Origin of the sequence: Nocardioides halotolerans DSM 19273 (assembly GCF_000422805.1) — a bacterium.
GTDB lineage: Bacteria > Actinomycetota > Actinomycetes > Propionibacteriales > Nocardioidaceae > Nocardioides > Nocardioides halotolerans.
This window is the reverse complement of sequence record NZ_KE383922.1, coordinates 739,835-764,022: the sequence shown is the minus strand read 5'-3', so window position 1 is coordinate 764,022 and position 24,188 is coordinate 739,835. Positions and strand designations below refer to the sequence as shown.

The following is a 24,188-nucleotide window of genomic DNA, read 5'->3' as shown; positions in this document are numbered from 1 at the left end:
AGGCGGGTGAAGACACCCAAGGAGACCCTGGTCGAGTACCTCCAGAGCGCCCGCGACGCCATCGTCTGGAAGGTCGAGGGGCTGAGCGACTACGACGCCCGCCGCCCGATGACGCCGACCGGCACCAACCTGCTGGGGCTGGTCAAGCACCTGGCGAGCGTCGAGCTGGGCTACTTCGGCGACACCTTCGGGCGGCCGAGCGGGATCGCGCTGCCCTGGCACGACGACGACGCCGACATGAACGACGACCTCTACCTCGCCCCCGACGAGAGCCGGGAGTGGGTGCTCGACCTCTACCGCACCGCCTGGACGCACGCCGCCGTCACCTTCGAGGAGTGCGAGCTCGACACGGTCGGGCGGGTGCCGTGGTGGGGCGAGGACGACGAGGTGACCCTGCACCAGATCCTGGTGCACATGGTGTCCGAGACCGCCCGGCACGCCGGACACGCCGACATCGTGCGCGAGACCATCGACGGCCAGGTCGGGCGCAAGCCGGGGGACGGCAACATCGAGGACGGCTACGACTGGCCGGCGTACGTCGGCCGCGTCGAGGACGCCGCCAGGGCGGCCGAGCAGGGCTGAGACCCGCCTCCTCCCGCGCGCCCTCGACTCAGGACTAGAACGTGTTCTAGTATTGGGGCGCACCACAGGAAGAGGAGAGAGCGAATGTCCCAGACTGCGGCTCAGTCAGTCCTTGACGGGGTCCGCGACCTGCTGCCCACGTTCCGTGACCGGGCTGACGAGGCCGAGCGCCTGCGCGTCGTCCCGGAGGCCTCGATCAAGGAGCTGGAGGAGGTCGGGTTCTTCCGGCTCCTGCAGCCCCGGCGGTTCGACGGCCTCGAGGCCGACCCGGTCACGTTCTACACAGCGGTCCGCGACATCGCGAGCGCCTGCGGCTCGACCGGCTGGGTCTCCAGCGTGGTCGGCGTGCACCCGTGGCAGGTGGCGCTGTTCGCGGACGAGGCGCAGCAGGCGGTCTGGGGCGAGGACACCAACACGCGGCTGAGCTCGTCGTACGCGCCGACGGGCAAGGCCACGGTGACCGAGGGCGGCTACGTCCTCAGCGGCAAGTGGAGCTTCAGCTCCGGGTGCGACCACTGCACCTGGGTCCTGCTCGGGGGGCTGGTCTTCAACGCCGACGGCAACGTCGTCGACTTCAAGACGTTCCTGGTCCCGCGCAAGGACTACACGATCAACGACGTCTGGCACATGATCGGACTCAGCGGCACCGGCTCCAACGACATCGTCGTCGACGACGTCTTCGTGCCCGAGGCGTTCACGCTGAGCATGGGCGAGACCGGCCAGTGCAGGGGTCCGGGCCAGGAGCAGAACACCTCCGACCTCTACAAGCTGCCCTTCCACTCGATCTTCACCGGCACCATCACCACCCCGATCATCGGCATGGCGATGGGCGCCTACCAGGAGCACGTCGAGATGCAGCAGAAGCGCACCCGCGCGGCCTACCTCGGCGAGAAGGCCTCGCTCGACCCGTTCGCGGCCGTGCGCATCGCCCGGGCGAGCAGCGAGATCGACGCCGCCTGGGCGCTGCTGGTCAACAACATCCGCGAGGCGCAGGACCACGTCGCCAAGGGGGAGCAGATCCCCCTCAAGCTGCGGCTCAAGGTGCGCCGCGACCAGGTGCTCGGCTCGCAGCGCGCGATCGACGCGATCGACTCGCTGTTCGAGGCCTCCGGCGGCCGCGCCCTCACCGAGGGAACGCCGCTGCAGCGGGCGTGGCGCGACGCCCACGCCGGCCGGGTGCACGCCGCCAACGACCCCGAGCGCGCGCTGCAGATGTTCGGCGCCCACGAGTTCGGACACAAGATCGACCCGGGGATGTACTGACCGTGACGGCGTACGACAAGGAGTCGGTACGCCGATCGGCGAAGGCCGGCGACCTCACGCTCAACTACTACGAGGCCGGGCCGGGCACGCCCACCGGCGTCGGCGGCGACCTGCCGCTGCTGATGCTGCACGGCGGCGGGCCGGGCGCGTCCGCGTGGTCCAACTTCGGGTCGGCGCTGCCGCGGTTCGCGAGCACCTTCCACACCCTGCTCGTCGACCAGCCGGGCTTTGGCGGGTCCGACAAGCCGCCGGTGGTCGGCAACTACTTCCGCTTCTCGGCCGGCTACGTGGTCCGGCTCCTCGACGAGCTCGGCATCGAGCGGGTGCACCTGCTCGGCAACAGCCTCGGCGGCGGCACGGCGAGCCGGCTCGCCATCGACCATCCCGACCGGGTCGGCCGGCTGATCCTGATGGGGCCGGGCGGGCTCTCGCTCAACCTCTTCCACGCCGACCCGACCGAGGGCGTCAAGCGGCTCACCGAGTTCAACATGGAGCCGAGCCGCGAGGCCCTCCGCGCGTTCATCTCCACGATGGTCGTCAACCAGGACCTCGTCACCGACGAGCTGGTCGAGGAGCGCTACGCCGACGCGACCGCGCCGGGGGCCCGCGAGGCGATGATCTCGATGGGGATGTCGTTCTTCGACCCGGAGACCCGCGAGGACGGCATGCTCTGGCGCGAGGCCCACCGGATCCGCAAGCACACGCTGCTGACCTGGGGCCGCGAGGACCGCGTCAACCCGCTCGACGGCGCGCTCGTCGCGCTCAAGGCGATCCCGCGGGCGACCCTGCACGTCTTCCCCAACTGCGGGCACTGGGCCCAGATCGAGGCCGCCGACGAGTTCGCCGAGGTCGCCACCGCATTCCTCGCCCGCCACAGGGAGCGCTCGTGATCGACATCAGGTCCATGGGCTACGTCCGCGTGGCCTCGACCGACCTCGACCAGTGGACGACGTTCGCCGGCAAGGTGCTCGGCCTCGCGGCCGGCCGCGGCCCGAACCCCGACCACCAGTACTGGCGGATCGACGAGGTCTCGGCCCGGCTGGTCGTCTTCCCGTCCGACGTCGACCAGCTCGACTGCGTCGGCTGGGAGCTCGCCGACCACGCCGCGCTCCAGGAGGCCCGCGAGCACCTCGAGAAGGCCGGCGTCGAGGTCGAGGAGGGCACTCCCGACGAGCTCGCCGAGCGCCGGGTGCAGGAGCTGCTGCGGTTCCGCGACCCCTTCGACAACGTCTTCGAGCTGTTCCACGGCATCACCTACGAGGCCCGCCCGGTCGTGACGCCGTACGCCGCGAGGTTCGTCACCGGCGACCAGGGGATGGGCCACATCGTGCTGCCGGTGACCGACGACGTGGAGGGGCTGCGGTTCTACCGCGACACGCTCGGGTTCCGGCTGCGCGACTCGATGAGCATGCCCGGCGAGTTCGTCGGCAAGGAGCCCGGCTCGAAGGTGTGGCTGCGGTTCCTCGGGGTCAACCCCCGACACCACTCGCTGGCGTTCCTGCCGATGCCGAACCCCTCGAAGTGCGTGCACATCATGCTCGAGGTCGACGAGCTCGACCACGTCGGCCGGGCGCTGGAGCGGGTGCGCAAGCACCAGGCGCCGCTGTCGGCGACCCTCGGCCGGCACATGAACGACGAGATGATCTCGTTCTACGTACGGTCGCCGGGCGGGTTCGACGTCGAGTTCGGCACCGACGGGCTCACCGTCGACGACGCCCGCTGGGTCGCGCGGGAGTCGACCGCCGTCTCCTACTGGGGCCACGACTTCGGCGCCGGAGGCTAGCGCATACCGTGGATCGCGTGACCGAGTCGCCAGCGCACCGCATCCCGCACGGGGACGTCCCCGACGGGATGCGCAGCGACGCGAAGGAGACCTGGCCGAGCCACGACCTCATCGAGTCGTGGCTGGGCGACTCGATGTACGACTTCCAGTTCCGCCCCGGCGAGGACACCTTCGTCGACGCGGACGACCCCGAGGCGGTCGCCGCGGCCCGCCAGTTCCGCGACGTGCTGGGCCGCTTCGCCTCCGGGGTCACCGTCGTCACCTCCATCAGCGGCGGCGCGCCGGTCGGCCTGACCTGCCAGTCGTTCTCCTCGGTCTCGCTCAACCCGCCGCTGGTGCTGTTCATCCCGGCCAAGACCTCGCGCGCCTGGCCGGCGATCCAGCGGTCGGGCAAGTTCTGCGTCAATTTCCTCGCCGCCGACCAGGCCGAGCTCTCCAACCAGATGGCCAGCCGCGGTCACGACAAGTTCTCCGGCGTCAACTGGCAGCCCGCGCCGGCCACCGGCGCGCCCCTGATCGACGGCACCCTCGGCTACGTCGACTGCCAGATCCACCACGTCCACGAGGCCGGCGACCACTACATCGTGGTGGGGCGGGTGCTCGACCTCGGCGTCCACGACACCGACGAGCCGCTCCTGTTCTTCCGCGGGAAGTACACCTCGACCGAGGGCTGACCGCCCGGTCCTACAGTGGGCCGGGTGCCCGTCCACCCGCTCTGGCGACCCTACGAGCTCGCCGACCTCGACGAGGTGGCGAAGGTGCGAGTGGGGGCGCCGCCGCCTCGGACGATCGAGGTGGTGCCGTACGACGAGGGCTGGCCGGCGATGTTCGAGGCGATCGCCGGGCGGGTCCGCGAGGCACTGGGAGACGCAGTGCTGTCGCTGGAGCACGTGGGCTCGACCTCGGTGCCGGGCATGGCGGCCAAACCGGTGATCGACATCGACCTGATCGTCGCCGACAGCGCTGACGAGGCGGCGTACGTGCCGAAGCTCGAGGCGGCGGGCTTCACCCTGCGGATCCGCGAGCCCGACTGGGAGGAGCACCGGCTCCTGACCGTGCTCCCGCACACCAACCTGCACGTCTTCCCACCCGGGACGCCCGAGCCGCAGCGGCACGTCATGTTCCGCGACTGGCTGCGCACCCACCCCGACGACCACGCGGCCTACGCGGCGCTGAAGAGGGAGCTGGGAGCGCGCGGCTTCACCGACGGAATGGACTACAACAACCACAAGGCCGCGCTGGTCTACGACCTCTACGAGCGGATCTTCGCCGCCGACCCCGCACACGAACACGACCCGCAGCCGCGGCCGGGCTCCGATCCCTAGGGCTCGAGGCAGAGCGGGATCGAGTCGGAGGGGCCGGTCGGGTCCTCGGTGCGGCCGCCCGGACCGTAGATCTTGACCCAGTCGACGGTCGGGAACTGCCGCAGCGTCGGCATGATCTCGCTGGCGATCGTGGTCGTCGAGCCGCCGCTCCGGCAGCCGCGGGTCAGCCGGAGCCGGGCGACGCCGTCGACCACGCTGAGCCGGTCGAAGCCCCAGGCTCCGGACCTCACGAGCCGCAGCCCGTCCGCGCGCTCCGACCGCAGCGGACCGGCGAAGAGCGACCGCAGGGCGCCTGCCGCGGGCGCGGCGGCGGGCACCGGCCGGTTCACCGCCACGACGTCCGCGTTGCGGTCGCCGAACCACACCTTCCGTGTGGTCGTGCGGAACCCCGCCGCGACGTCGACGACCACCCGGTCGGGGCCGTGCAGCGTGGTGACGGTGTACGACGTGCGCTTCTGCACCCCGAGCCCGAAGGAGACCGACCCCTCGAAGTCGCCCGCGCCGACCGCCGTGATCACGTTGGGCAGCGCGAACGCCGTGCGGTTGCGCACCGTGGCGCCGCCCGAGTCGTGAGCAAGCGCGTTGTTGAACACCACCATCAGCACCTTCGCCCCGGCGACGCGCACCGGCAGCCCGGAGCCGTCGTGGCGCAGGGTGTCGACCCACTCGAGGTGGATGTTGGTGGGCGCGCCGTTGACGAACCCGAAGGTCACCCGGTCGACCTTGCCCACGTGCTGGGCCTGGACCGAGGTGAGCGTGGGGAGCGCGGCCCGGGGCCGGGACGGGTCGGACGGGGCGGCCGTCGCGACGGGGGTGGACAGCAGCGCGACACCGAGCGCGACGAGCGCCGTGGCGGGGCGCAACGACCTGACGTTCATGGGGACCTCCTGTGGTCTGTGGCTAGGTCATGGCCTAGATGACGCGCGAGGGCGGGTCGACGTTGACCGTCGGGATGCCCCCGCCGGCGCGGGCGATGACAGCGACGCTCGGCTCGTCGGTCGGGTTGGACTCGCGGTGCACGGTGAACGCCGGCACGTGCACGAAGTCGCCGGCGTGCGCGTCGAGGTGGCCGTCGAAGCCCTCGAACTCCAGCCGGAGCACCCCGCGGACGACGTAGAGGCTCGACTCGTTGAGGTCGTGGTGGTGCCAGCCGCTGACGGCACCGGGCGCGGTCGTCACGCGGCCGGACCAGAGGCGGGGCAGCTCGAAGGCGCGCTCGCGGAACATGCCGGGGGTGGGGTCCGCGGCCTCGAGCTCGTCGAACCGGAACACGCGGACGGGCACGGCTTCACTCACCCGGTCAGCGTGCGTCACCCGCCGAGCGGCGTCCAGTCCCTGCCGAACCAGCGGGCGACGCGGTCCGCCCCGAAGGCGGACTTGTCGGCCGCCAGCTCGAGGCTCGGCCCCTCCAGCGCGCCCCGGGGCATCTCGCCGCTGAGGAACGTGACCTCGACCTTGCCGACCCGGCCCCCGCCGAGCTCGAGGTAGCACGTGCCGCGGCCGTCGTACGTCGCGGGCTCGCTCTCGCCTCGCGCCCGGGCGACGAGCTGCGCGGCCACGACGGCGGCCTGGCCCTCGGCGAAGACGCCGGCCTTGGGGGTCCCGACGCTGGTGACGTCTCCGACGGCGTACACGTCGTCGTACCTGGTGCGCAGCGTCAGCGGGTCGACCGGGATCCAGCCGTCCTCGGCCAGACCGGACTCGAGCACGACGCGCGGCGCGCGGTGCACCGGCACGCCGAGGAAGACGTCGTAGGGCAGCTCGGTCCCGTCGGACAGCGCGCAGGTGCGGGCGGCCGGGTCGAGACTGAGCACCAGGACGCCCGGATGCCACCCGATCCCGCGCTCGGCGAACTCGGCGAGCAGGGTCTCGGACGCTGCCGGCGACGGCGGGATCGGCGCTCCCAACGGCATCACGAGCGAGACGGTCGACCGGTCGAGCAGGCCGCGTGCGCCGAGCAGGTCGTGGGTCAGCAGCGCGGTCTCGCTCGGGGCGGGCGGGCACTTGAACGGCGTGGAGGTGACCCCCACGACGACGTGGCCGCCGTCGAAGGCCTCCAGCACCTCGCGCGCGGCGAAGGCGCCCCCGACCGTGTAGAACTCGTGACCGCCCTCGACCAGGCCGGGCGTGTCCTCGGGATGCAGGTCGGCGCCGAGGGCCACGACGAGCACGTCCGCCTCGAGCGGCCCGGCGTCGGTCTCGACCCGGCGGGTGGCGGGGTCGATGGCTCGCACGGTCGTGTGCACGAACCGCACCCCGGCCGGTGCGAGCTCGGCGTAGTGGTGCAGGACGTGCTCGGCACCCACCCGGCCGAACATCACGTCCAGCTTGGAGAAGCCGAAGACGAACCCCTCGGCCCGGTCCACCAGCGTCACCTCGACGTCGGTCCCGAGGCTCGTGCCGAGCGAGCTGGCGAGCTCGAGGCCACCGAAGCCGGCGCCCAGGATCAGCACGCGCACGTGCCGAACCTAGCCGGTCTCAGCCCGACGTGCGCCGAGGCCACCAGAAGGCGTCGCCCAGGCGGAGCGCCAGCGCGGGCACCAGGACCGTGCGCACCACGAGGGTGTCGAGCAGCACCCCGATGCAGATGATGGTGCCGAGCTGGGCCAGCACCACCAGGGGGAGGACGCCGAGGACCGCGAACACCGCCGCGAGGAGGATGCCGGCGCTGGTGATGACGCCGCCCGTCGCGGTCAGGGCGCGCAGCATGCCCTCCCGGCTGCCGTGCTTGAGCGACTCCTCCCGGGCGCGGGTGACCAGGAAGATGTTGTAGTCGACCCCGAGCGCGACGAGGAACAGGAACGCCAGCAGCGGGACCCCGACGTCGAGCGCGTCGAACCCGAGCAGGCCGGTGAACAGCCACCACGAGACACCGAGGCTGGCGGCGAAGGTCCCCACCACCGTGGCGACGAGCAGCAGCGGAGCCACGACCGACCGGAGGAGGAGCACCAGCGCGACCAGCACCAGGCCGAGGATCAGCGGCAGGATCACGAGCCGGTCGCGCTCGGCGCCCTTGCGCTCGTCGATCGTCGTCGCCTCGGTGCCGCCCACGTGCGTGTCGTCGTACGACGACAGCTCGTCGCGCAGCGCCTGCACGGCGTCGCGAGCATCCTGCGAGCCGGGGTCGGCGTCGAGCACCACGTCGACCTGGGTGACGCCGTCGGCCTGGCCGCTGACCTGGGCGCTCGCCACGCCCTTGGTGCCCTGCACCGCGGCGAGCACCGCGTCGGCGTCGTCGCGGGTGAGCACCTGGGTGGGGTCGGCGGTGCCGGACGGGAAGGACTCGGCCAGCCGCTCGGAGGCCGAGATCGCCTCCGGGGTGTCGAGGAACTGGTCGGCCTGGTCGAGCCCGGTCCGGATCCCGAAGAGGCCCGAGGAGAGCGCGAGGACGAGCAGGAGGGTCCCGGCGATGAAGGCCGACGGCCGGGCCGCCACCCGGTCGCCCACCCGTCGCCACAGCGAGTGCGTCTCGACGATCGGCTGCTCGGACTCGCGGGGGACCCGCGGCCAGAAGATCCACCGCCCGAAGACCACCAGGGCGGCCGGCAGCACCACCAGCACGAAGCCCGCCGCGATCACGACGCCCACCGCGCAGGCCAGCCCGAGCCCGCGGGTCGTGGGCACCAGCGAGAGCAGCAGCGTCAGCAGGCCGAGCACGACCGTGGTGGCGCTCGACAGCACTGCCTCGGCGGTGCGCCGCACGGCGAGCGCCATCGCCTCGTGGCGCGAGGCGTGGCCGCGCAGCTCGTCGCGGTAGCGCGAGATCAGCAGCAGCGCGTAGTCGGTGCCCGCGCCGAAGACCAGCACCGAGAGGATGCCGACGGTCGACTCGTCCCAGGCGACGCCGGACAGGGCCATCACGTGGGTCGCGACCACGGCGGAGAGCCGGTCGGCCACGCCGACGACGGTCAGCGGCACCAGCCACAGCAGTGGGCTGCGGTAGGTCAGCACCAGCAGCAGCGCCACCACCGACGCAGTGACGAGCAGCAGCCGCGTGTTCGCCCCGTCGAAGACCGCTGCGAGGTCGGCCTGGACCGCGGCAGGCCCGGTGACCCGGGCGGTGACGCCGTCGGGGCGGTCGGCGTCGAGCTGCGCGCGGAGCTCGGTGACCTTGTCGGCGTTCTCCGTGGCGCTCGTCGACTCGACGGGCACGATCGCGAGCGCGGCGGTCCCGTCCTCGGCCGGCACCAGCGGCGCCTCGGTGCCGAGGGTCGTGGCCTGCTGCGTCAGCACGCCGAGCTGCTCGGGGGTGAGCTTCCTCTCGTCGGCCGTCCAGAGGACGATCGCGACGGCGGAGTCCTCGTCGCCCAGCCGGTCGCGCAGCTCCGCCGCCTGGGTGCTGTCCGCGCCCCGCGGGAGGTCGTCGGTCGGGCCGGCGTCGTGGTCGGCCTCGCCGAGGAGCCCCATCAGCGCACCCGCGAAGAGGAGGGGCACCAGCGCGACGAGCCAGGCGGTGCGTCGGCCGAGCAGGGCTGAGGTCATGCCTGCCATTACCCCCACGGGCGGCAGACGGTCGGCTCCGCGGGCGGCGTGGCTGGACGCCGTCGGCCCGCGAGTCGCGCTAAGGGCGGGCCCGGGAGGACACACGGGACACGACTCTGACTCCAGCGTGACCGGCTCACATCCCAGCGCCGGCTCTTCGGACAAGTCACTTCCCGGACCCGCCACGAACAACCTTAGACCCCCACTCCCGACTGCGTGTTGAACAGAGGGAGCCGAGGTCGGGCTCCGCCCCGACAGCGGCATGGTCGGGCTCCGCCCGCACAGCGGCATGAGCGGACGGCCGCGCAGCGGGATGGTCGGGCACTTCAGTCCGGCGGGTTGAAGGTGACTTCGCTGCTGCGGAAGGCCTCGCTCCCCTCGCTCGGCGCAATCCCTATCAGGAAGTCGGCCAGTGCGTTCGGACCTCGCGCTCGGTCGCACCGTCGGGCGCTACGGCGACGCGTACACCGAAGGCACCGTCGACCTGGATGCCGATCGGGACCAACTCGCCCGACCGGATCGCGTCAGCGAGCCGCTCGTTGACACGCTCCTCCCACGCGTCGTGCCCATCGATGTCAGCGAAAGCACTTCCTCGCCACAGCGCCAGCGTTCCAGCGTCGGTGGCGACGGTTACAACGTCAGCGTTCGGCACGGAAGGAACGTACTTCCTCCTGGATGGGGTCGCCCGACCATCAGGCATGATCGGGCGCATCGACAGTCGGCGACGCCTGGTGCGGGCGGTTCCGCCGGGGCAGCGCGACGGGTCAGCCGTGGTGCGGTGTGCACAGGGCGCTCGCCGGCCGGAGCCGGGATGTCGGTGGTCGCGTCTAGCGTGATCTTCATGTCCGGTGACCTGTCTGATCTCGACGCAGCTGGCCTGGTGGCTGCTGCGTCGGGTGCGGTGCGGGCTCGTCGTCTGGCGGAGGTGCAGGACCTGGAGGTGGTGGCCCAATGGGCCGCGCTCCACTCCGGAGATCCCACCATCGAGCGGGACGAGCTGATCCAGCTGGGCGGTGACGGCACGCCGCGGGTGCAGAGCTTCTGCCTCGGCGAGATCGCGCTGGCCCGCGGCACCGGAGTCACCGCCACCAGCAACGCGATGGCTGACGTGCTGGACCTGGTCCACCGGCTCCCTCGGCTGTGGGGCGCCTGCCTCGCGGGCACGGCGGAGATCGGGGTGGCGCGTCGGGTGGCGAAGCTGTCGCGGCACCTGCCGGCCGACAAGGTCGGGCTCGTGGACCGCGCGGTCGCCAGGGTCATCGGCCGGGAGTCCGGGGGCCGGGTGTTGGCGGTCGCAGAGGCCAAGATCATCGAGGCCGACCCCGCCCTGCACGACGAGCGGGTGGCGGCCGAGCGTCGCCGCCGTTACGTCTCCTCGGGCCGCACCGACGAGTTCGGGCTGCGGACCGTGATCGCTCGCTGCGAGGCCGGCGACGCGGTCTGGGTCGAGGCGACCGTGGCCCGGGTCGCGGAGATCATCGCGCCGCGGTATCCCGACGCGTCGGCGGACGAGGTCAGGTCGATCGCGTTCGGCTGGCTCGCGAGGCCCGCCGAGCTCCTCGAGCTGCTGCTCGAGAATCGCGACCCCCAAGACACCCTGGTGCCTGACGAGTCCCGGGCGACCGCGTTCCCCGCCGACCTGCTGGACGCACTGCGCGAGGTCGACCTGACCCCGTTAGCGCCCAAGGCGGTCCTCTACGTCCACGTCCACGAAGCCGCGGTCAACGGCGCAGCCGGGGTCGCCCGCGTGGAGGGGCTGGGCCCGATCACGCTGACGGCGGTACAAGAGCTGCTCGGCCGCACCGACCTAACCGTGCGGCCGGTGCTGGACCTGTCCGACCGGGTCCGCACCACCGCCTATGAGCACCCCGAGTCCGTCAAGGAGCGGGTGCACCTGGTCACCGACGGGGACTACTGGCCCTATGCCACTTCCACGGCCCGGAGCGTCGACTACGACCACCCGACCCCGTACGACGAGAACGGGCCACCCGGGCAGACCGGCACCCACAACTCCGGGCCACTGGGCCGGCGACATCACAACTACAAGACCCACGGCGGCTACCGCTCCCGACAGTGCGGCGCCGGGCGATACGTCTGGCTGACCCCGCACGGGCTCGGCTTCCTCGTCGACCACCGCGGCACCCGGCGCGTCAGCAGCACGCACGCCCGGATGATCCTCGACGCCCCACCCGGCGTCGACATCTACCCGGTCTGACGTCAGAGCTCGATCAGGGTGCGGTGGGCGCGCGCGGTGCCGAACAGCTGCCCCAGCGCGTGCGCGCGCTTGAAGACCAGCTGGGCGTCGTGCTCCCACGTGATCGCGATGCCGCCGTGCAGCTGCACGGTCTCCGCGGCGATGGTGGTCAAGGCGTCGGAGCAGTAGGACTTCGCGACGTGGGCGAGCTGCTCGGCGTTCGAGGCACCGGTCGAGAGGGCGTACGCCGCGGCCAAGGACGCCGAGCGCGACATCTCGACCAGCACCAGCAGGTCGGCCATCCGGTGCTTGAGCGCCTGGAACGAGCCGATGGGCCGCCCGAACTGCACCCGCTCCTTCGCGTAGGCGACGGTCATCTCCAGCGCCCGGGCTGCCAGCCCGGCCGACAGCGCCGCCACCCCCACCGCGCCGACGAGCTCGGCGCGCGCCGCGGCGGCGGTCGCGTCGCCGATCGGCTCACCGGCCGCGTAGGAGACCGACCCCAACCGGATCGTCTGGTCCATCGACGGCACCCACTCGCCGGCCGCGCTGGCGAGGACCAGCCCGTCGCCCGCGACCACGAGCACCGGCGCCTGGTCGGCGAAGAGTGCGGGCTCACCGGGGACGGCGAACGCCGCCACCTCGCCCGCGGCGATCCTGGGCAGCACCCGGCGCTTCGCCTCGTCGGTGCCGCCGGCGAGCACCGCCTCGGCAGTCACGACCGACGCCAGCAGGGGAGAGGGGGCCAGCGAGCGGCCGACCTCTTCCAGCACGACCATCGACTCCAGCAGCGAGAACCCCGCGCCGCCGTAGGCCTCGGGGACGGCCAGCGCGGCCGCGCCGATCTGCTCGCAGAGCAGCTGCCAGAGCTCCTCGTCGTAGCCCGTCTCCGAGGCCATCGCGGCCCGGACCGCGGCCGGGTCGGCGCGCTTGGCCAGCAGCGAGCGCACGGTGCCGGCCAGCTCCTGCTGCTCCTCGGAGAGCGCGAACTCCATCAGCCCAGCTCCCGCAGCAGCCGCTCGCGATGCACGGCCGGCGTGCCCCACGCGGACACCAGGGCGCGGATCTTGGTGATCCAGATGCTGAGGTCGAGCTCGGCGGTGTAGCCGATCGCGCCGTGCACCTGGAGCCCGGTCCGGGAGGAGAGGTACGCCGCGTCGCCCGCCGCGACCTTGGCCGCGCTCGGGGAGATCGCGCCGAGGGCGGCGCCGTAGACCAGCGGCCGGGCGAAGTCGAGCGCGATCCGCACGTCGGCGAGCGCGTGCTTGATCGCCTGGTAGCTCCCGATCTCGCGCCCGAACTGCCGGCGCTGCTTCACGTAGGCGACGCTGTCGGCCAGCACTCGCTCGCCCAGCCCGAGCAGCTGCGCGGAGACGGCGAGCACGGCCCGGTCGAAGGCGGTGTCCCAGGCGACCTCGGGCGCCCCCACGTCGAAGAGCCGACGGGCCCGGTCGACGGAGCTGTACAGCTCGCCGATCTCGGACACCCGGCGCTCCCCGGCGTACACCTGGTCCGCGATGTCGGCATCCAGGGCGTACGGGACGTGGGGGAGGGCAGCGACGGTCCAGATGCCCCCGGCGTTGCCGAGGTAGGCGACCGACTCCACCCAGGGGCCGGGCACCGCGTGGTGGCCGAGCCGCTCGAAGGCGATGGTCATGAACACGGGGTCGGCGCCGTCGTCCTCGGCGGCCAGCGAGGTGACGCCCATGTCGAACAGCCGGCCCCAGAGCTTCAGCCCGGGCTCGTGGTCGCCGGCGGCCCAGGCGCGCGCCACCGTCGCGGTGTCGGCGCCGGCCAGCAGCCGGTCGAGAGCGTCCGCGAAGTCCTTCTGGTCGCTGTCGAGCTCGAACCTCATCCGCGCACCTCCCGCGGCAGCCCGAGGATGCGCTCGGCGACAATGTTGCGCTGCACCTCGTTGGTGCCGGCGTAGATCGGGCCCGAGAGCGCGAACGTGTAGCCGTCGAGCCAGCGCGACTCCAGCTCGGCCTCCGGGCCGCGCAGGTCGAGGGCGGTCTCGTGCAGGGCGATGTCGAGCTCGGACCAGAAGACCTTGTTGACCGACCCGGCCGCGCCCAGGTCGCCACCGGCCGCGAGCCGGGTGACGGTCCCCCACGTGTAGAGCCGGTAGGCCTGCGCCTTGATCCAGGCGTCGACGACGTCGCCGGCGTACGCCGGGTCGGGTGCCGACCGGTAGAGCTCGACGAGCCGGTCGGCCGCCGCGCAGAAGCGCCCGGGGGAGCGCAGCGAGAGCCCGCGCTCGTTGCCGGCCGTCGACATCGCCACCCGCCAGCCGTCGCCCGGGTCGCCCAGGACGTCGGAGTCGGGCACGAAGACGTCCTCGAAGAAGATCTCCGCGAAGCCGACCTCGCCGTCGAGCTGCGCGATCGGGCGCACCGTCACGCCGTCGGCGTCGAGGGGGAACAGGAAGTAGGTCAGCCCGCGGTGCCGCTCGGCCTCCGGGTCGGAGCGGAACAGCCCGAACCCCCAGTGCGCGAAGCTCGCCCGCGACGACCAGGTCTTCTGCCCGTTGAGGACCCAGCCGCCGCGCTCGTCGTCGCGCCGCGCGGTCGACGTGAGCGAGGCCAGGTCGGACCCCGCCTCGGGCTCGGACCAGCACTGCGCCCAGATCTGCTCCCCGGTCGCCATCGACGGCAGGAACCGGTCCTGCTGCTCCTGCGTGCCGTGGTCGAAGAGGATCGGGGCCAGCAGGAAGATGCCGTTCTGCGAGACCCGGCCCGGCGCGCCGGCGCGGTAGTACTCCTCCTCGAAGACCACCCACTCGACCAGCGAGGCCTCCCGGCCGTGGTAGTCCCGCGGCCACGAGACGACCGACCACCGCGCCTCCGCGAGCCGCGCCTCCCACTCCTGGTGCAGCCGCCACCCCTCGGCGGTGTCCATCGACGGCAGCGGCTCGGCCGGCACGTTCGCCGCCAGCCACTCGCGCGCCTCGGCCTGGAAGGCCAGCTCGGACTCGGACAGGGTCAGGTCCATCAGCTGCCCCTCAGCTCGGTCTTCAGCACCTTGCCGCCCAGGTTGCGCGGCAGGCTGTCCCTCAGCTCGACCTGGCGCGGCACCTTGAAGTTGGCGAGCCTCTCCCTGGCGTAGGCGACGACGTCGTCCGGCGTGACGGACCCGACGACGTACGCCTTGCCGACCTCGCCCATCCGCTCGTCCGGTACGCCGACGACCGCGACGTCGGCGACGCCGTCCATCCGCATCAGCACCTGCTCGACCTCGGCGGGGTAGACGTTGAAGCCGCCGGAGATGTACATGTCCTTGAGCCGGTCGGTGATCCGCAGGTTGCCGTGCTCGTCGAGCGAGCCGACGTCGCCGGTGTGCAGCCAGCCGTCCTCGTCGACCGCCGCGCGGGTCGCCTCCGGGTCGTCGAGGTAGCCGAGCATCACGTAGTCGCCGCGGACCAGGAGCTCGCCGTTCTCGGCAATGGAAGTCTCCATGCCGGGGACGGCACGCCCGTTGGTGGTCGCGACGGTCTCCGCCGAGTCGCCCTCCCGGCACATCGTGACCACGACGGCCTCGGTCATCCCGAACGCCGTGACCACCTGGTCTATCTGCAGCTCCTCGCGCATCCGCTCGATGAGGACGACGGGCACCACGGCCGCGCCGGTCACGGCGAGCCGCAGCGAGGACAGGTCGTGCTCGGACCTGGTTGGCGCGGCGAGGATCGACTGGTAGAGCGTCGGTGCGCCCGGGAAGACCGTGATCCGCTCCGACTCGATGATCCGCATCGTCTCGTCGACGTCGAAGGTCGCGACCGGGTAGAGGGTGCAGCCGGTCAGCAGGCCGACGACGATGCCGATCTTGTAGCCGAAGGAGTGGAAGAACGGGTTGACCACCAGGTAGCGGTCGTCCTGCCGGACGCCGCCCAGCTCGGCCCAGGCGCGGGCCACGCCGATGGTCTGCCGGTGCGCCGACATCGCGCCCTTCGACCGGCCCGTCGTGCCCGAGGTGAAGAGGATGTCGGCGACGTCGTCGGGCGAGACCTCGGAAATTGCTCGACTGTCGGGGGACGTCCGACCCGCGGTGACCTCGGCGAGCGTCACCACGCGGTCCGACACCCCCGCATCGGCGAGCTCCCGGACCTGGTCGCGGGCCAGGAACCCGTCGTGCACGACCACGAGGGCGGCATGCGTCCGACCGACGATGTCGGCGACCTCGGCGCCGACGTAGCGGGAGTTCACCGGGACCAGCACGGCGCCGCAGTAGGAGACAGCGAGAGCGGCGACCGCCCAGTCGACGCTGTTGGGGCCCCAGACCACGATCCGGTCCCCGCGGCACACTCCCTGGTCCGCGTAGCGGGCGCTGGTGGTCTCGACGAGCCGCTGCAGCTCGGCGTACGACACCGCCCGGTCGCCCTCGACATAGGCCGGGTGGTCGCCGAACCGCTCCGCGGCCTCGCGGAGCAGGGCGGGGATGGTCTGCGACAAACCAAGCATTTGCTTGGTAGCATAGCGCACGTGGACCTCTCCGAGTCGGCGGACGACGAGGCCTTCCGGGCCGAGATCCGCGGCTGGCTCGAGGAGCACCTCACCGGGGAGTGGGCCGCGCTCAGGGGCCTCGGCGGGCCCGGCAAGGACCACGAGGCGATCGAGGAGCGGCTGGCCTGGAACCGGCACCTCGCCGCGCACGGCTGGACCGGCATCGGGTGGCCGGAGGAGCACGGCGGCCGCGGCCTGTCGCTGTGGCAGCAGGTGATCTTCCACGAGGAGTACGCCCGGGCCGACGCCCCGGCGCGGGTCAACCACCTCGGCGAGGAGCTGCTGGGGCCGACCCTGATGGCCTTCGGCACCCCCGAGCAGCAGCAGCGATTCCTGCCGCGGATCCTGGCCGTCGAGGAGCTCTGGGCCCAGGGCTACTCCGAGCCCGGCGCCGGCTCCGACCTCGCCAACGTGCAGACCAAGGCGCGTCTGGACGGTGACCAGTGGGTGCTGGACGGCCAGAAGGTGTGGACGTCCAACGCGCACTTCAGCCAGTGGCTCTTCGTCCTCGCACGGTCGGAGCCCGGGTCGGAGCGGCACCACGGACTGTCCTTCCTCCTGGTCCCGATCGACCAGGAGGGCGTCGAGGTCCGGCCGATCGAGCAGCTGACCGGCGGGTCGGAGTTCAACGAGGTCTTCCTCACCGGCGCGCGCACGCCGGCCGACCACGTGGTGGGGGAGCCGGGCGACGGCTGGCGGGTGGCGATGGCGCTGCTCGGCTTCGAGCGAGGGGTGTCGGTGCTGGGCCAGGTCGTCGGCTTCGCGCGCGAGCTGCGCACGGTCGTCGACCTCGCGACGTCGAACGGCGCGATCCAGGACGCCGTCCTGCGCGACCGCCTGGCCGGGCTGCGCGCCGAGCTGGAGGTGATGCGGTGGCAGGCGCTGCGCGGGCTCTCCGGCGATGGAGCCGATGGCGCCGCCGGTCCCTCGGTCTTCAAGCTCGTCTGGGCGAGCTGGCACCAGCGGCTCGGGGAGGTCGCGATGGACGTGCGCGGGCTCGACGGGCTGGTCGCCGCCGGGGCGCCGTACGTGCTCGACGACCTGCAGCGGCTCTTCCTGTTCTCCCGCGCCGACACCATCTACGGCGGCAGCGACGAGGTGCAGCGCACCATCCTTGCCGAGCGGGTGCTCGGCCTGCCCAGAGAACCCAAGGGGACCGCCCAGCGATGACCACCCACCGCCCGGAGCCGCCGGCGCCCGACTACGTGCCCGGCCACGACCTGCTGGCCGGCAAGGTCGTGGTCGTCACGGCCGCCGCCGGCGCCGGCATCGGTGCCGCCGTCGTGCGCCGCGCGCTCGAGGAGGGCGCCGGCGCGGTCGTCTTCAGCGACACCCACGAGCGCCGGCTCGCCGAGGCGGAGGAGGCGCTGGCCGCTGAGTTCGGCGCCGAGCGGGTGCGCCAGCTGGTGTGCGACGTGACCGACGAGGCCCAGGTGCAGGCGCTGCTGGACGCCGCCGACGAGCTCGGCGGGGTCGACGTCATGGTCAACAACGCCGGGCTCGGCGGCACCGCGTCGGTGCTGGAGATGGACGACGAGCAGTGGTCGCGGGTCCTCGACATCACGCTCACCGGGACCTTCCGCTGCGTGCGGGCGGCCGGGCAGCGCTTCGTGGCCGCCGGCAAGAAGGGCGTGATCGTCAACAACGCCTCCGTGGTCGGCTGGCGCGCCCAGGAGGGGCAGGCCCACTACGCCGCCGCCAAGGCCGGGGTGATGGCCCTGACCCGCTGCGCGGCCATGGACCTCGCCCCCCACGGCATCCGCGTCAACGCGGTCAGCCCGAGCCTTGCGATGCACCCGTTCCTGGCCAAGGTCACCTCCGAGGAGCTGCTGGCGGAGCTGAAGCAGCGAGAGGCGTTCGGCCGGGCCGCGGAGCCCTGGGAGGTGGCGAACGTGATGGTCTTCCTCGCCAGCGACTACGCGTCGTACCTCACCGGTGAGGTGGTTGCCGTGAGCAGCCAGCACGCATGAGCACCGAGCCCGCGGCGACCCGGCGCGAGCAGCTGCTCGGCATCGCGGCCGAGCTCTTCGCCAGCAAGGGCTTCCGCAACACCACGGTCCGCGACATCGCCGACGCCGCCGGCATCCTCTCCGGCAGCCTCTACCACCACTTCGACTCCAAGGAGTCGATGGTCGACGAGATCCTGAGGACGTTCCAGGACGAGCTTTTCGGCCGCTACGACGAGATCCTCGCGAGCGACGCGGACCCGCGCACCAAGCTGGAGCAGGCCGTGCGGGTCTCCTTCGACGCCATCGACCAGCACCACAGCGAGGTTGCGATCTTCCAGAACGACGCCGCGTACCTGAGCACGCTCGAGGGGTTCGGCTACCTCGACGAGCGGCACGCCCAGTCGCGCGAGGTCTGGATGCGCCTGCTCCGCGAAGGTGAGGCCGCCGGCGTCCTGCGCGAGGAGCTCGACCTCGACCTCGTCTACCGGTTCATCCGCGACACCGTCTGGGTCGCGGTCAACTGGTACCGCCCCGGGGGCTCCCTGTCGGCCGCCACGGTGGCGGACCAGTACGTCACGATCGTCCTGGAGGGGATCGCACATGGCTGACCGGGTCAACGAGGCCTACATCGTCGACGCCGTCCGCACGCCCGTGGGCAAGCGCGGCGGCGCGCTGGCCGGCGTGCACTCCGCCGACCTGGCCGCGCACTCGATCTCCGCGCTGATGTCACGGACCGGCGTCGACCCGGGCGCCGTCGACGACGTCATCCTCGGCTGCTGCGACACGATCGGCTCCCAGGCCGGCGACGTGGCCCGCACCGCCTGGCTGGTGGCCGGGCTTCCCGACCACGTGCCCGGGGTGACGATCGACCGGCAGTGCGGCTCCTCCCAGCAGGCCGTGCACTTCGCCGCCCAGGGGGTCATGTCCGGCACCCAGGACCTCGTCGTCGCCGGCGGTGTGCAGAACATGAGCGCGATCCCGATCTCGGCCGCAATGCTGGTCGGTCAGCAGTACGGCTTCTCCACCCCGTTCGCCGAGTCGCCCGGCTGGCAGGCGCGGTACGGCGACCAGGAGGTCAGCCAGTTCCGCTCGGCGGAGATGATCGCCGAGAAGTGGGACATCTCCCGCGAGGACATGGAGGCGTTCGCGCTCGCCTCCCACGAGCGGGCGCGGACCGCGATCGCCGAGGGCCGCTTCGACCGCGAGGTCGTGCCGCTCGGCGACGTCACGACCGACCAGTGCCCCCGCGAGACCTCGCTGGAGAAGATGGCCGGCCTCGAGCCGCTGGCCCCCGGCGGCCGGATCACCGCAGCGGTCGCCTCGCAGATCTGCGACGCCTCCTCCGCGCTGCTCATCGCCTCCGAGCAGGCCCTCTCCGACCACGGACTCACGCCGCGCGCCAGGATCCACCACCTGTCGGTCACGGGCGACGACCCGGTGTGGATGCTCACCGGCCCCATCCGTGCGACCGAGCGGGCGCTCGCGAGGAGCGGCCTCGCCATCGACGACATCGACCTGTTCGAGTGCAACGAGGCGTTCGCCTCCGTGGTGCTCGCGTGGATGAAGGAGACCGGCGTCCCGCACGACAGGGTCAACGTCAACGGCGGCGGCATCGCCCTCGGCCACCCGATCGGCGCGACCGGCACCCGCATCATGGCCACCCTGCTCAACGAGCTCGAGCGCACGGGCGGCCGCTACGGCCTCCAGACGATGTGCGAGGGTGGCGGCCAGGCCAACGTGACGATCGTCGAGCGGCTCTAGCCAGGGAAGGTGTTGCGCCCTGGTGTGACGTAGGGCGTGGCCGGGTTGAGGGGGACCACCTCGTCGCACCGGCCGGCGGACAGGGTGCACACCAGGAGGTCGACGTACGACGCCGTGTAGGAGTCGCCCTGCCCGATGCCCGACGGACCGCCCTCGTCCTCCTCGTGCCCGGCCAGCACCACGCGGTCGTCGTCCAGCCACTGGACGGCCCAGAAGCCGACGATGTCGGCGCGCGGCGAGGTAAGCCGCAGCGCCACCGGGTCGCCGCTGGTCAGGGTGAGACGGTGCTCGCCGGAGACCACGAGCCGGTCGCCGTGCCGGTGGAGTCGCGCCCCGAGGGGGAACACCGGGATGCGGGTCGCCTCGTTGACCTCGGCGCGGATGACGAAGCTGCGGGGGTTGTCCAGGAGCTCGGCCTCGTAGGCATCCCGGGTGATCTCCTCCATCACGCCCGAAGCGACGTCGTGCCGGAACAGGTGTGGGTCGGGGCACGGCCGCTCGTCGACGACCCAGCAACCGGGCGTCGCCGACCAGTCGGGGTTCGTGTAGACGAACCTGTCATCGAGATGGAGGACGAAGTAGTCGGGGTCGCGGACCTGCGCGACCACCCGGTGCAGTGAGGTGTCGTACACGTCGAGCTCGGCCCGGGGCCAGTCGGGGTTGCGGGCGAACCAGGCCACGAGAGATCCCGGGTTGCTGGTCCACACGTCGTAGGACCCGACGTGTGGTGTGTGCACCGTGCCGATCACCTCGCTCACGGAGCCGTCATCGAACCACAACCGGTCGTCGCGGTCGGTCATGAACACCACGCCGTCGTCCGTGGCGTCGACGAACATCACCCGGTCGTTGGCGGGGATCGTCCGGTCGCCGGCGTGGATCGTCGACCCCTCGGCGTACACCAGCGGCCGGGTGCTGGAGGAGACCGGCCCCCGACCGTTCGGGTCCACGGCAGTCGGCGACGGGGCCAGCGGCGGGGTCGGACGCGGGTCGGCGCCCGGGTCGGCCCGGAGGGCCGCCGCGCCGGTGACGACCGCACCGACGAGGAGGGCTGAGGTCGCCGCGGCGACGATCCGGCGCCGACGCTGCTGCCGGCCCGCCCGGTGGACCAGCGCGTCGACGTCGACCTGGGGGCTCTCGACCGCGTCGGCGGTGTGCCGCAGGAGGTCGCTCAGGGTCTGGCTCACTGGGTCGCCTCCTCGAAGCTGTGCCCGAGCAGCCCACGCAGCCTGGTGAGGCCCGCGAACACCTGGCTCTTCACCGTGCCGACCGAGCACCCCATGACCTCGGCGGTCTGCGCCTCGGTGAGGTCCTCGTAGTACCGCAGGACGATGGCGGCGCGCTGCCGTGGCGGCACCGTGAGCAGGGCCGCGACCACGGCGTCGTGGGTGACCGTCGCCTCGGTCGGGTCGGGGGTGGCCCGCTCGGGGAGCGCCTCGCTCGGCCGCTCGTGGAAGGACCGGCGCCGCCGCCACGAGATCGACGTCGTGACGATGATCCGGCGGGTGTAGGCCTCCACGTTGTCCCGGTCGCGCAGCCGCGGCCACGCGATCAGCGTCTTGACCAGCGCCTCCTGCAGCAGATCCTGGGCGAGCTGGTGCTCACCGACCATGAGGTACGCCGTGCGGAACAGCGAGCCCGAGCGCGCCTCGACGAAGTCGCTGAAGGCGGTGACATCGCTCGCGTGCCGCATGTCGCCTCCCTCGGGACCGGGACCGCCCACCCAGGATGGTCCTCCAACCCTCACCACGCATCGAGTGGGCGAGAAGGTTCGGAGGCCGCTGCCTGCACGCCACCTGTCAGGTGAACTTTTGCAGAACCTTGCAGTGCACCTTTTCGCAGAACAGGCCCATTGACCGGCGCCGTCGCAGGGGTGGAGATTCCGTCCCGGATCTACTCGGGTGGTACGTCACCCGAGCAGCGCCTGCCCACACACGGGCAGCATCCACTCACCGTGGCTCGATCGAGCCCGTCAGAAGGAGATCTCGGGTGAGAAGGTTCCTCATCGGGAGCGCATCAATTGCTCTCGCAGCGGCGATGGCCGCCCTGACACCAGTCGGTGCCAGCGCCGCGCCCCTGCACGACTCCAGCCGCCAGGCGCAGCCGGCGCAGTCAACCCCCAGCGGACGCGCGGCGGCAGCCGGCTCGGCCGCGAAGCTGATCGCGAGCAAGCCGGCGGTGCTCAAGGCCAGCAAGCACGACGCGTTCAAGGCCGGCCGCGTCCTGAGCTCGATGGGGCTCAACTACGTGCCCTACGAGCGCACCTACCGCGGCATCCCCGTCGTCGGCGGTGACTTCGTGGTGGCGACCGACGACACGGGCAAGATCCTGGCGACCAGCGTGGCCCAGACCCGGCAGGTCCGGCTCGCGTCGATGCGTGCCACGGTGTCCCGGACCGCGGCTCGGGCCACCAGCGGCCGCGTGCTGCGCGGGTCGACCGTCGGCAAGACCCGCCTCGTGGTCCTGCAGACCAAGCAGTCCCGGCTGGCCTGGGAGACGTGGGTGACCGGTCGCAAGCACGGCGAGGCGTCCCGCCTGACGGTCTACGTCGACGCCCGCTCGGGCCGCGTGCTGACCACCAAGGAGCACGTGCTCGAGGGCACCGGCAACGGCAACTGGGAGGGCACCGTCTCGATCCCGACCAGCGGCTCGGGCTCGTCGTACTCCATGACCAACAGCAACGCTTCCACCCTGAAGTGCCAGAACGCCTCCGGCAACACGACGTTCACCGGCACCGACGACGTGTGGGGCAACGGCAGCGCGACGGACCGCGAGACCGGCTGTGTCGATGCCTTCTACTCCGCCGAGAAGATGCGGCAGATGATGTCGTCGTGGCTCGGCCGCAACGGCATGAACGGCTCGGGCGGCTGGGTGCCGATCCGCGTCGGGCTCAACGACGTCAACGCCTACTACGACGGCACGCAGGTGCAGATCGGCCACACCCAGAGCGGTGGCAAGTGGATCGGCTCGATCGACGTCGTGGCGCACGAGTTCGGCCACGGGGTCGACGACCGCACGCCCGGCGGCATCTCCGGCGGCGGGACCCAGGAGTTCGTGGGCGACACGTTCGGCGCGGCGACGGAGTACTTCGCCAACAACCCGGCCGACGTCCCCGACTTCACCGTCGGCGAGGAGATCAACCTCGTGGGCCAGGGCCCGATCCGGGTGATGTACAACCCGTCGGCCGTCGGCGACTCCAACTGTTACTCGTCGTCGATCCCCAACCAGGAGGTGCACGCGGCGGCCGGCCCCGGAAACCACTGGTTCTACCTCATGGCGATGGGCTCCAACCCCGGTGGCGGCAACCCGACCAGCCCGACCTGCAACGGCTCGACGGTGACCGGCATCGGCATCCAGAAGGCGCAGCAGGTCATGTACAACGCGATGCTGCTCAAGACGTCGTCGTCGTCCTACCTCAAGTACCGCACCTGGACGCTGACCGCGGCCAAGAACCTGTTCCCGGGCAGCTGCACCGAGTTCAACACCGTCAAGGCGGCGTGGGACGCGGTCTCGGTCCCGGCGCAGTCGGCCGACCCGACCTGCTCGTCGTCCGGTGGCGTGACCGTCACCAACCCGGGCAGCAAGACCGGCACGGTCGGCACGGCGATCTCGTCGTTCACGCTGTCGGCCTCGCCGTCGGCGTCGTACACGTGGTCGGCGACCGGCCTCCCGCCGGGCGTCGGCATCTCCTCGGGCGGCACCGTCTCGGGCACGCCGACCACGGCCGGCACCTACACCGTGACCGCGACCGCGACGTCGACCAGCGGGTCCGGCTCGGCGACCTTCACCTTCACGGTCTCCGGAGGCGGTGGGGGCGGCTGCTCCGGCCAGAAGCTCGGCAACCCCGGCTTCGAGTCCGGTACGTCGCCGTGGACCGGCTCGACCGGCTCCATCGGTGACTGGTCCTCCTACGGGGAGCCGGCCCACGCCGGCACCCGCGCGGCCTACCTCGACGGGTACGGCAGCACGCACACCGAGGCGATCAGCCAGTCGGTCACCATCCCGGCCGGCTGCTCGGCCACGCTCACCTTCTGGCTGCACGTCGACTCCGCCGAGACCACGTCCTCGACGCAGTACGACAAGCTGACCGTGAAGGCGGGCTCGACCACGCTGGGGACCTTCTCCAACCTCAACAAGGGCAGCGGCTACAGCCAGAAGTCGTTCAACGTCTCGTCCTTCGCGGGGCAGACGGTGACGATCAGCTTCACCGGCACCGAGGACAGCTCGCTGCAGACGTCGTTCCTCATCGACGACACGGCCCTCACGCTCGGCTGAGCCGAGACCGATCGAGCGGGGGCCGCCACCACCAGGTGGCGGCCCCCGTTAATCGGTGGCACCGGCCCGCAGCGACGCCGA

Annotated in this window: 23 protein-coding genes; 12 read left to right on the top strand and 11 right to left on the bottom strand. The window is 72.0% G+C overall.

The annotated features are described in order from the left end of the window. Nucleotides 1–6: 6 nt before the first annotated feature. The 6 genes from G514_RS0114365 to G514_RS26810 all read left to right on the top strand — a co-directional run bounded on the left by G514_RS0114365 (nucleotide 7) and on the right by G514_RS26810 (nucleotide 4,953). Nucleotides 7–582: a DinB family protein gene (locus G514_RS0114365; protein WP_028652326.1), complete on the top strand. Its 576-nt coding sequence runs from the start codon at nucleotides 7–9 to the stop codon at nucleotides 580–582. An 84-nt stretch (nucleotides 583–666) separates the two neighbouring features. Continuing rightward, nucleotides 667–1,845 (top strand): 3-hydroxy-9,10-secoandrosta-1,3,5(10)-triene-9,17-dione monooxygenase oxygenase subunit, encoded by a 1,179-nt coding sequence (gene hsaA, locus G514_RS0114360; RefSeq protein WP_028652325.1) that lies wholly within the window; start codon nucleotides 667–669, stop codon nucleotides 1,843–1,845. A 2-nt stretch (nucleotides 1,846–1,847) separates the two neighbouring features. Then, complete coding sequence (gene hsaD / locus G514_RS0114355; protein ID WP_028652324.1) at nucleotides 1,848–2,735, top strand: 4,5:9,10-diseco-3-hydroxy-5,9,17-trioxoandrosta-1(10),2-diene-4-oate hydrolase; 888 nt, start codon at nucleotides 1,848–1,850, stop codon at nucleotides 2,733–2,735. Beyond that, a complete protein-coding gene (gene hsaC / locus G514_RS0114350; RefSeq protein ID WP_084152099.1) occupies nucleotides 2,732–3,628 on the top strand; it encodes an iron-dependent extradiol dioxygenase HsaC in 897 nt (298 codons plus the stop codon). Before hsaD ends, hsaC begins: the two co-directional genes overlap by 4 nt. A 17-nt stretch (nucleotides 3,629–3,645) precedes the next feature. Then, nucleotides 3,646–4,302 carry a flavin reductase family protein gene (locus G514_RS0114345; protein ID WP_245582211.1) on the top strand — a complete coding sequence of 219 codons (657 nt, stop codon included), beginning with the start codon at nucleotides 3,646–3,648 and terminating at the stop codon, nucleotides 4,300–4,302. Between the two features lie 24 nt (nucleotides 4,303–4,326). Next, complete coding sequence (locus G514_RS26810; RefSeq protein ID WP_051247498.1) at nucleotides 4,327–4,953, top strand: GrpB family protein; 627 nt, start codon at nucleotides 4,327–4,329, stop codon at nucleotides 4,951–4,953. On the opposite strand, the gene G514_RS29305 is transcribed toward G514_RS26810, so the two are convergent. The 5 genes from G514_RS29305 to G514_RS0114315 all read right to left on the bottom strand — a co-directional run bounded on the left by G514_RS29305 (nucleotide 4,950) and on the right by G514_RS0114315 (nucleotide 10,087). Further along, the gene (locus G514_RS29305) at nucleotides 4,950–5,831 is read right to left on the bottom strand and encodes an AMIN-like domain-containing (lipo)protein (protein WP_051247453.1); all 882 of its coding nucleotides are present in this window, start codon (nucleotides 5,829–5,831) and stop codon (nucleotides 4,950–4,952) included. The two genes, G514_RS26810 and G514_RS29305, sit on opposite strands and share 4 nt — an antisense overlap. 34 nt (nucleotides 5,832–5,865) lie before the next feature. Continuing rightward, the gene (locus G514_RS26800) at nucleotides 5,866–6,249 is read right to left on the bottom strand and encodes a cupin domain-containing protein (RefSeq protein ID WP_051247497.1); all 384 of its coding nucleotides are present in this window, start codon (nucleotides 6,247–6,249) and stop codon (nucleotides 5,866–5,868) included. 14 nt (nucleotides 6,250–6,263) lie between these two features. After that, entirely contained in the window at nucleotides 6,264–7,412 is a 1,149-nt protein-coding gene (locus G514_RS0114325) for an NAD(P)/FAD-dependent oxidoreductase (RefSeq protein ID WP_036564698.1), read from the bottom strand. Nucleotides 7,413–7,431: 19 nt separating this feature from the next. Further along, nucleotides 7,432–9,435 carry an MMPL family transporter gene (locus tag G514_RS0114320; RefSeq protein WP_245582210.1) on the bottom strand — a complete coding sequence of 668 codons (2,004 nt, stop codon included), beginning with the start codon at nucleotides 9,433–9,435 and terminating at the stop codon, nucleotides 7,432–7,434. Nucleotides 9,436–9,832: 397 nt separating this feature from the next. Next, the gene (locus tag G514_RS0114315; protein WP_028652319.1) at nucleotides 9,833–10,087 is read right to left on the bottom strand and encodes a hypothetical protein; all 255 of its coding nucleotides are present in this window, start codon (nucleotides 10,085–10,087) and stop codon (nucleotides 9,833–9,835) included. 189 nt (nucleotides 10,088–10,276) lie between these two features. Between G514_RS0114315 and G514_RS0114310 the strand changes: the two genes are divergently transcribed. Continuing rightward, nucleotides 10,277–11,650 (top strand): hypothetical protein, encoded by a 1,374-nt coding sequence (locus tag G514_RS0114310; RefSeq protein ID WP_157544798.1) that lies wholly within the window; start codon nucleotides 10,277–10,279, stop codon nucleotides 11,648–11,650. Between the two features lie 2 nt (nucleotides 11,651–11,652). Here G514_RS0114310 and G514_RS0114305 read toward each other — a convergent pair whose 3' ends face one another. The 4 genes from G514_RS0114305 to G514_RS0114290 are packed head-to-tail and all read right to left on the bottom strand — an operon-like array spanning nucleotide 11,653 to nucleotide 16,083. After that, entirely contained in the window at nucleotides 11,653–12,624 is a 972-nt protein-coding gene (locus G514_RS0114305; RefSeq protein ID WP_028652317.1) for an acyl-CoA dehydrogenase family protein, read from the bottom strand. Then, complete coding sequence (locus G514_RS0114300; RefSeq protein WP_028652316.1) at nucleotides 12,624–13,484, bottom strand: acyl-CoA dehydrogenase family protein; 861 nt, start codon at nucleotides 13,482–13,484, stop codon at nucleotides 12,624–12,626. Before G514_RS0114300 ends, G514_RS0114305 begins: the two co-directional genes overlap by 1 nt. Then, entirely contained in the window at nucleotides 13,481–14,620 is a 1,140-nt protein-coding gene (locus G514_RS0114295; RefSeq protein ID WP_028652315.1) for an acyl-CoA dehydrogenase family protein, read from the bottom strand. Before G514_RS0114295 ends, G514_RS0114300 begins: the two co-directional genes overlap by 4 nt. Beyond that, entirely contained in the window at nucleotides 14,620–16,083 is a 1,464-nt protein-coding gene (locus G514_RS0114290) for a FadD3 family acyl-CoA ligase (protein WP_028652314.1), read from the bottom strand. The genes G514_RS0114295 and G514_RS0114290 overlap by 1 nt, the downstream gene beginning before the upstream one ends. A gap of 21 nt (nucleotides 16,084–16,104) precedes the next feature. Here G514_RS0114290 and G514_RS0114285 point away from each other — a divergent pair, with 21 nt between their 5' ends. From G514_RS0114285 to G514_RS0114270, 4 genes are read left to right on the top strand one after another with little or no spacing between them, the layout of a single operon-like run. After that, on the top strand, nucleotides 16,105–17,295 hold the full coding sequence (locus G514_RS0114285) for an acyl-CoA dehydrogenase family protein (protein ID WP_028652313.1): 1,191 nt from the start codon (nucleotides 16,105–16,107) through the stop codon (nucleotides 17,293–17,295). Further along, a complete protein-coding gene (locus G514_RS0114280; protein ID WP_028652312.1) occupies nucleotides 17,292–18,095 on the top strand; it encodes an SDR family oxidoreductase in 804 nt (267 codons plus the stop codon). Before G514_RS0114285 ends, G514_RS0114280 begins: the two co-directional genes overlap by 4 nt. Beyond that, a complete protein-coding gene (locus G514_RS0114275; protein ID WP_028652311.1) occupies nucleotides 18,092–18,682 on the top strand; it encodes a TetR/AcrR family transcriptional regulator in 591 nt (196 codons plus the stop codon). The genes G514_RS0114280 and G514_RS0114275 overlap by 4 nt, the downstream gene beginning before the upstream one ends. Then, nucleotides 18,675–19,835 carry an acetyl-CoA C-acetyltransferase gene (locus G514_RS0114270; protein ID WP_036564697.1) on the top strand — a complete coding sequence of 387 codons (1,161 nt, stop codon included), beginning with the start codon at nucleotides 18,675–18,677 and terminating at the stop codon, nucleotides 19,833–19,835. Before G514_RS0114275 ends, G514_RS0114270 begins: the two co-directional genes overlap by 8 nt. Here G514_RS0114270 and G514_RS0114265 read toward each other — a convergent pair. After that, nucleotides 19,832–21,019 (bottom strand): hypothetical protein, encoded by a 1,188-nt coding sequence (locus G514_RS0114265; protein WP_028652309.1) that lies wholly within the window; start codon nucleotides 21,017–21,019, stop codon nucleotides 19,832–19,834. The genes G514_RS0114270 and G514_RS0114265 overlap by 4 nt on opposite strands. Continuing rightward, entirely contained in the window at nucleotides 21,016–21,525 is a 510-nt protein-coding gene (locus G514_RS0114260; protein WP_028652308.1) for a SigE family RNA polymerase sigma factor, read from the bottom strand. The genes G514_RS0114265 and G514_RS0114260 overlap by 4 nt, the downstream gene beginning before the upstream one ends. Nucleotides 21,526–21,821: 296 nt before the next feature. Here G514_RS0114260 and G514_RS0114255 point away from each other — a divergent pair, with 296 nt between their 5' ends. Then, nucleotides 21,822–24,107 (top strand): M4 family metallopeptidase, encoded by a 2,286-nt coding sequence (locus G514_RS0114255; protein ID WP_245582209.1) that lies wholly within the window; start codon nucleotides 21,822–21,824, stop codon nucleotides 24,105–24,107. The last annotated feature ends 81 nt before the right edge of the window (nucleotides 24,108–24,188 follow it).

Bases quoted from the DNA above. Each gene is read 5' to 3' on its own strand.
- G514_RS0114270 (WP_036564697.1), top strand. From the start codon at position 18,675: ATGGCTGACCGGGTCAACGAGGCCTACATCGTCGACGCCGTCCGCACG.
- G514_RS0114310 (WP_157544798.1), top strand. From the start codon at position 10,277: ATGTCCGGTGACCTGTCTGATCTCGACGCAGCTGGCCTGGTGGCTGCT.
- G514_RS0114280 (WP_028652312.1), top strand. From the start codon at position 17,292: ATGACCACCCACCGCCCGGAGCCGCCGGCGCCCGACTACGTGCCCGGC.
- G514_RS0114260 (WP_028652308.1), bottom strand. From the start codon at position 21,525: ATGCGGCACGCGAGCGATGTCACCGCCTTCAGCGACTTCGTCGAGGCG.
- G514_RS0114305 (WP_028652317.1), bottom strand. From the start codon at position 12,624: ATGGAGTTCGCGCTCTCCGAGGAGCAGCAGGAGCTGGCCGGCACCGTG.
- G514_RS0114295 (WP_028652315.1), bottom strand. From the start codon at position 14,620: ATGGACCTGACCCTGTCCGAGTCCGAGCTGGCCTTCCAGGCCGAGGCG.
- hsaA (WP_028652325.1), top strand. From the start codon at position 667: ATGTCCCAGACTGCGGCTCAGTCAGTCCTTGACGGGGTCCGCGACCTG.
- G514_RS0114300 (WP_028652316.1), bottom strand. From the start codon at position 13,484: ATGAGGTTCGAGCTCGACAGCGACCAGAAGGACTTCGCGGACGCTCTC.
- G514_RS0114320 (WP_245582210.1), bottom strand. From the start codon at position 9,435: ATGACCTCAGCCCTGCTCGGCCGACGCACCGCCTGGCTCGTCGCGCTG.
- G514_RS0114275 (WP_028652311.1), top strand. From the start codon at position 18,092: ATGAGCACCGAGCCCGCGGCGACCCGGCGCGAGCAGCTGCTCGGCATC.
- G514_RS0114290 (WP_028652314.1), bottom strand. From the start codon at position 16,083: ATGCTTGGTTTGTCGCAGACCATCCCCGCCCTGCTCCGCGAGGCCGCG.
- G514_RS29305 (WP_051247453.1), bottom strand. From the start codon at position 5,831: ATGAACGTCAGGTCGTTGCGCCCCGCCACGGCGCTCGTCGCGCTCGGT.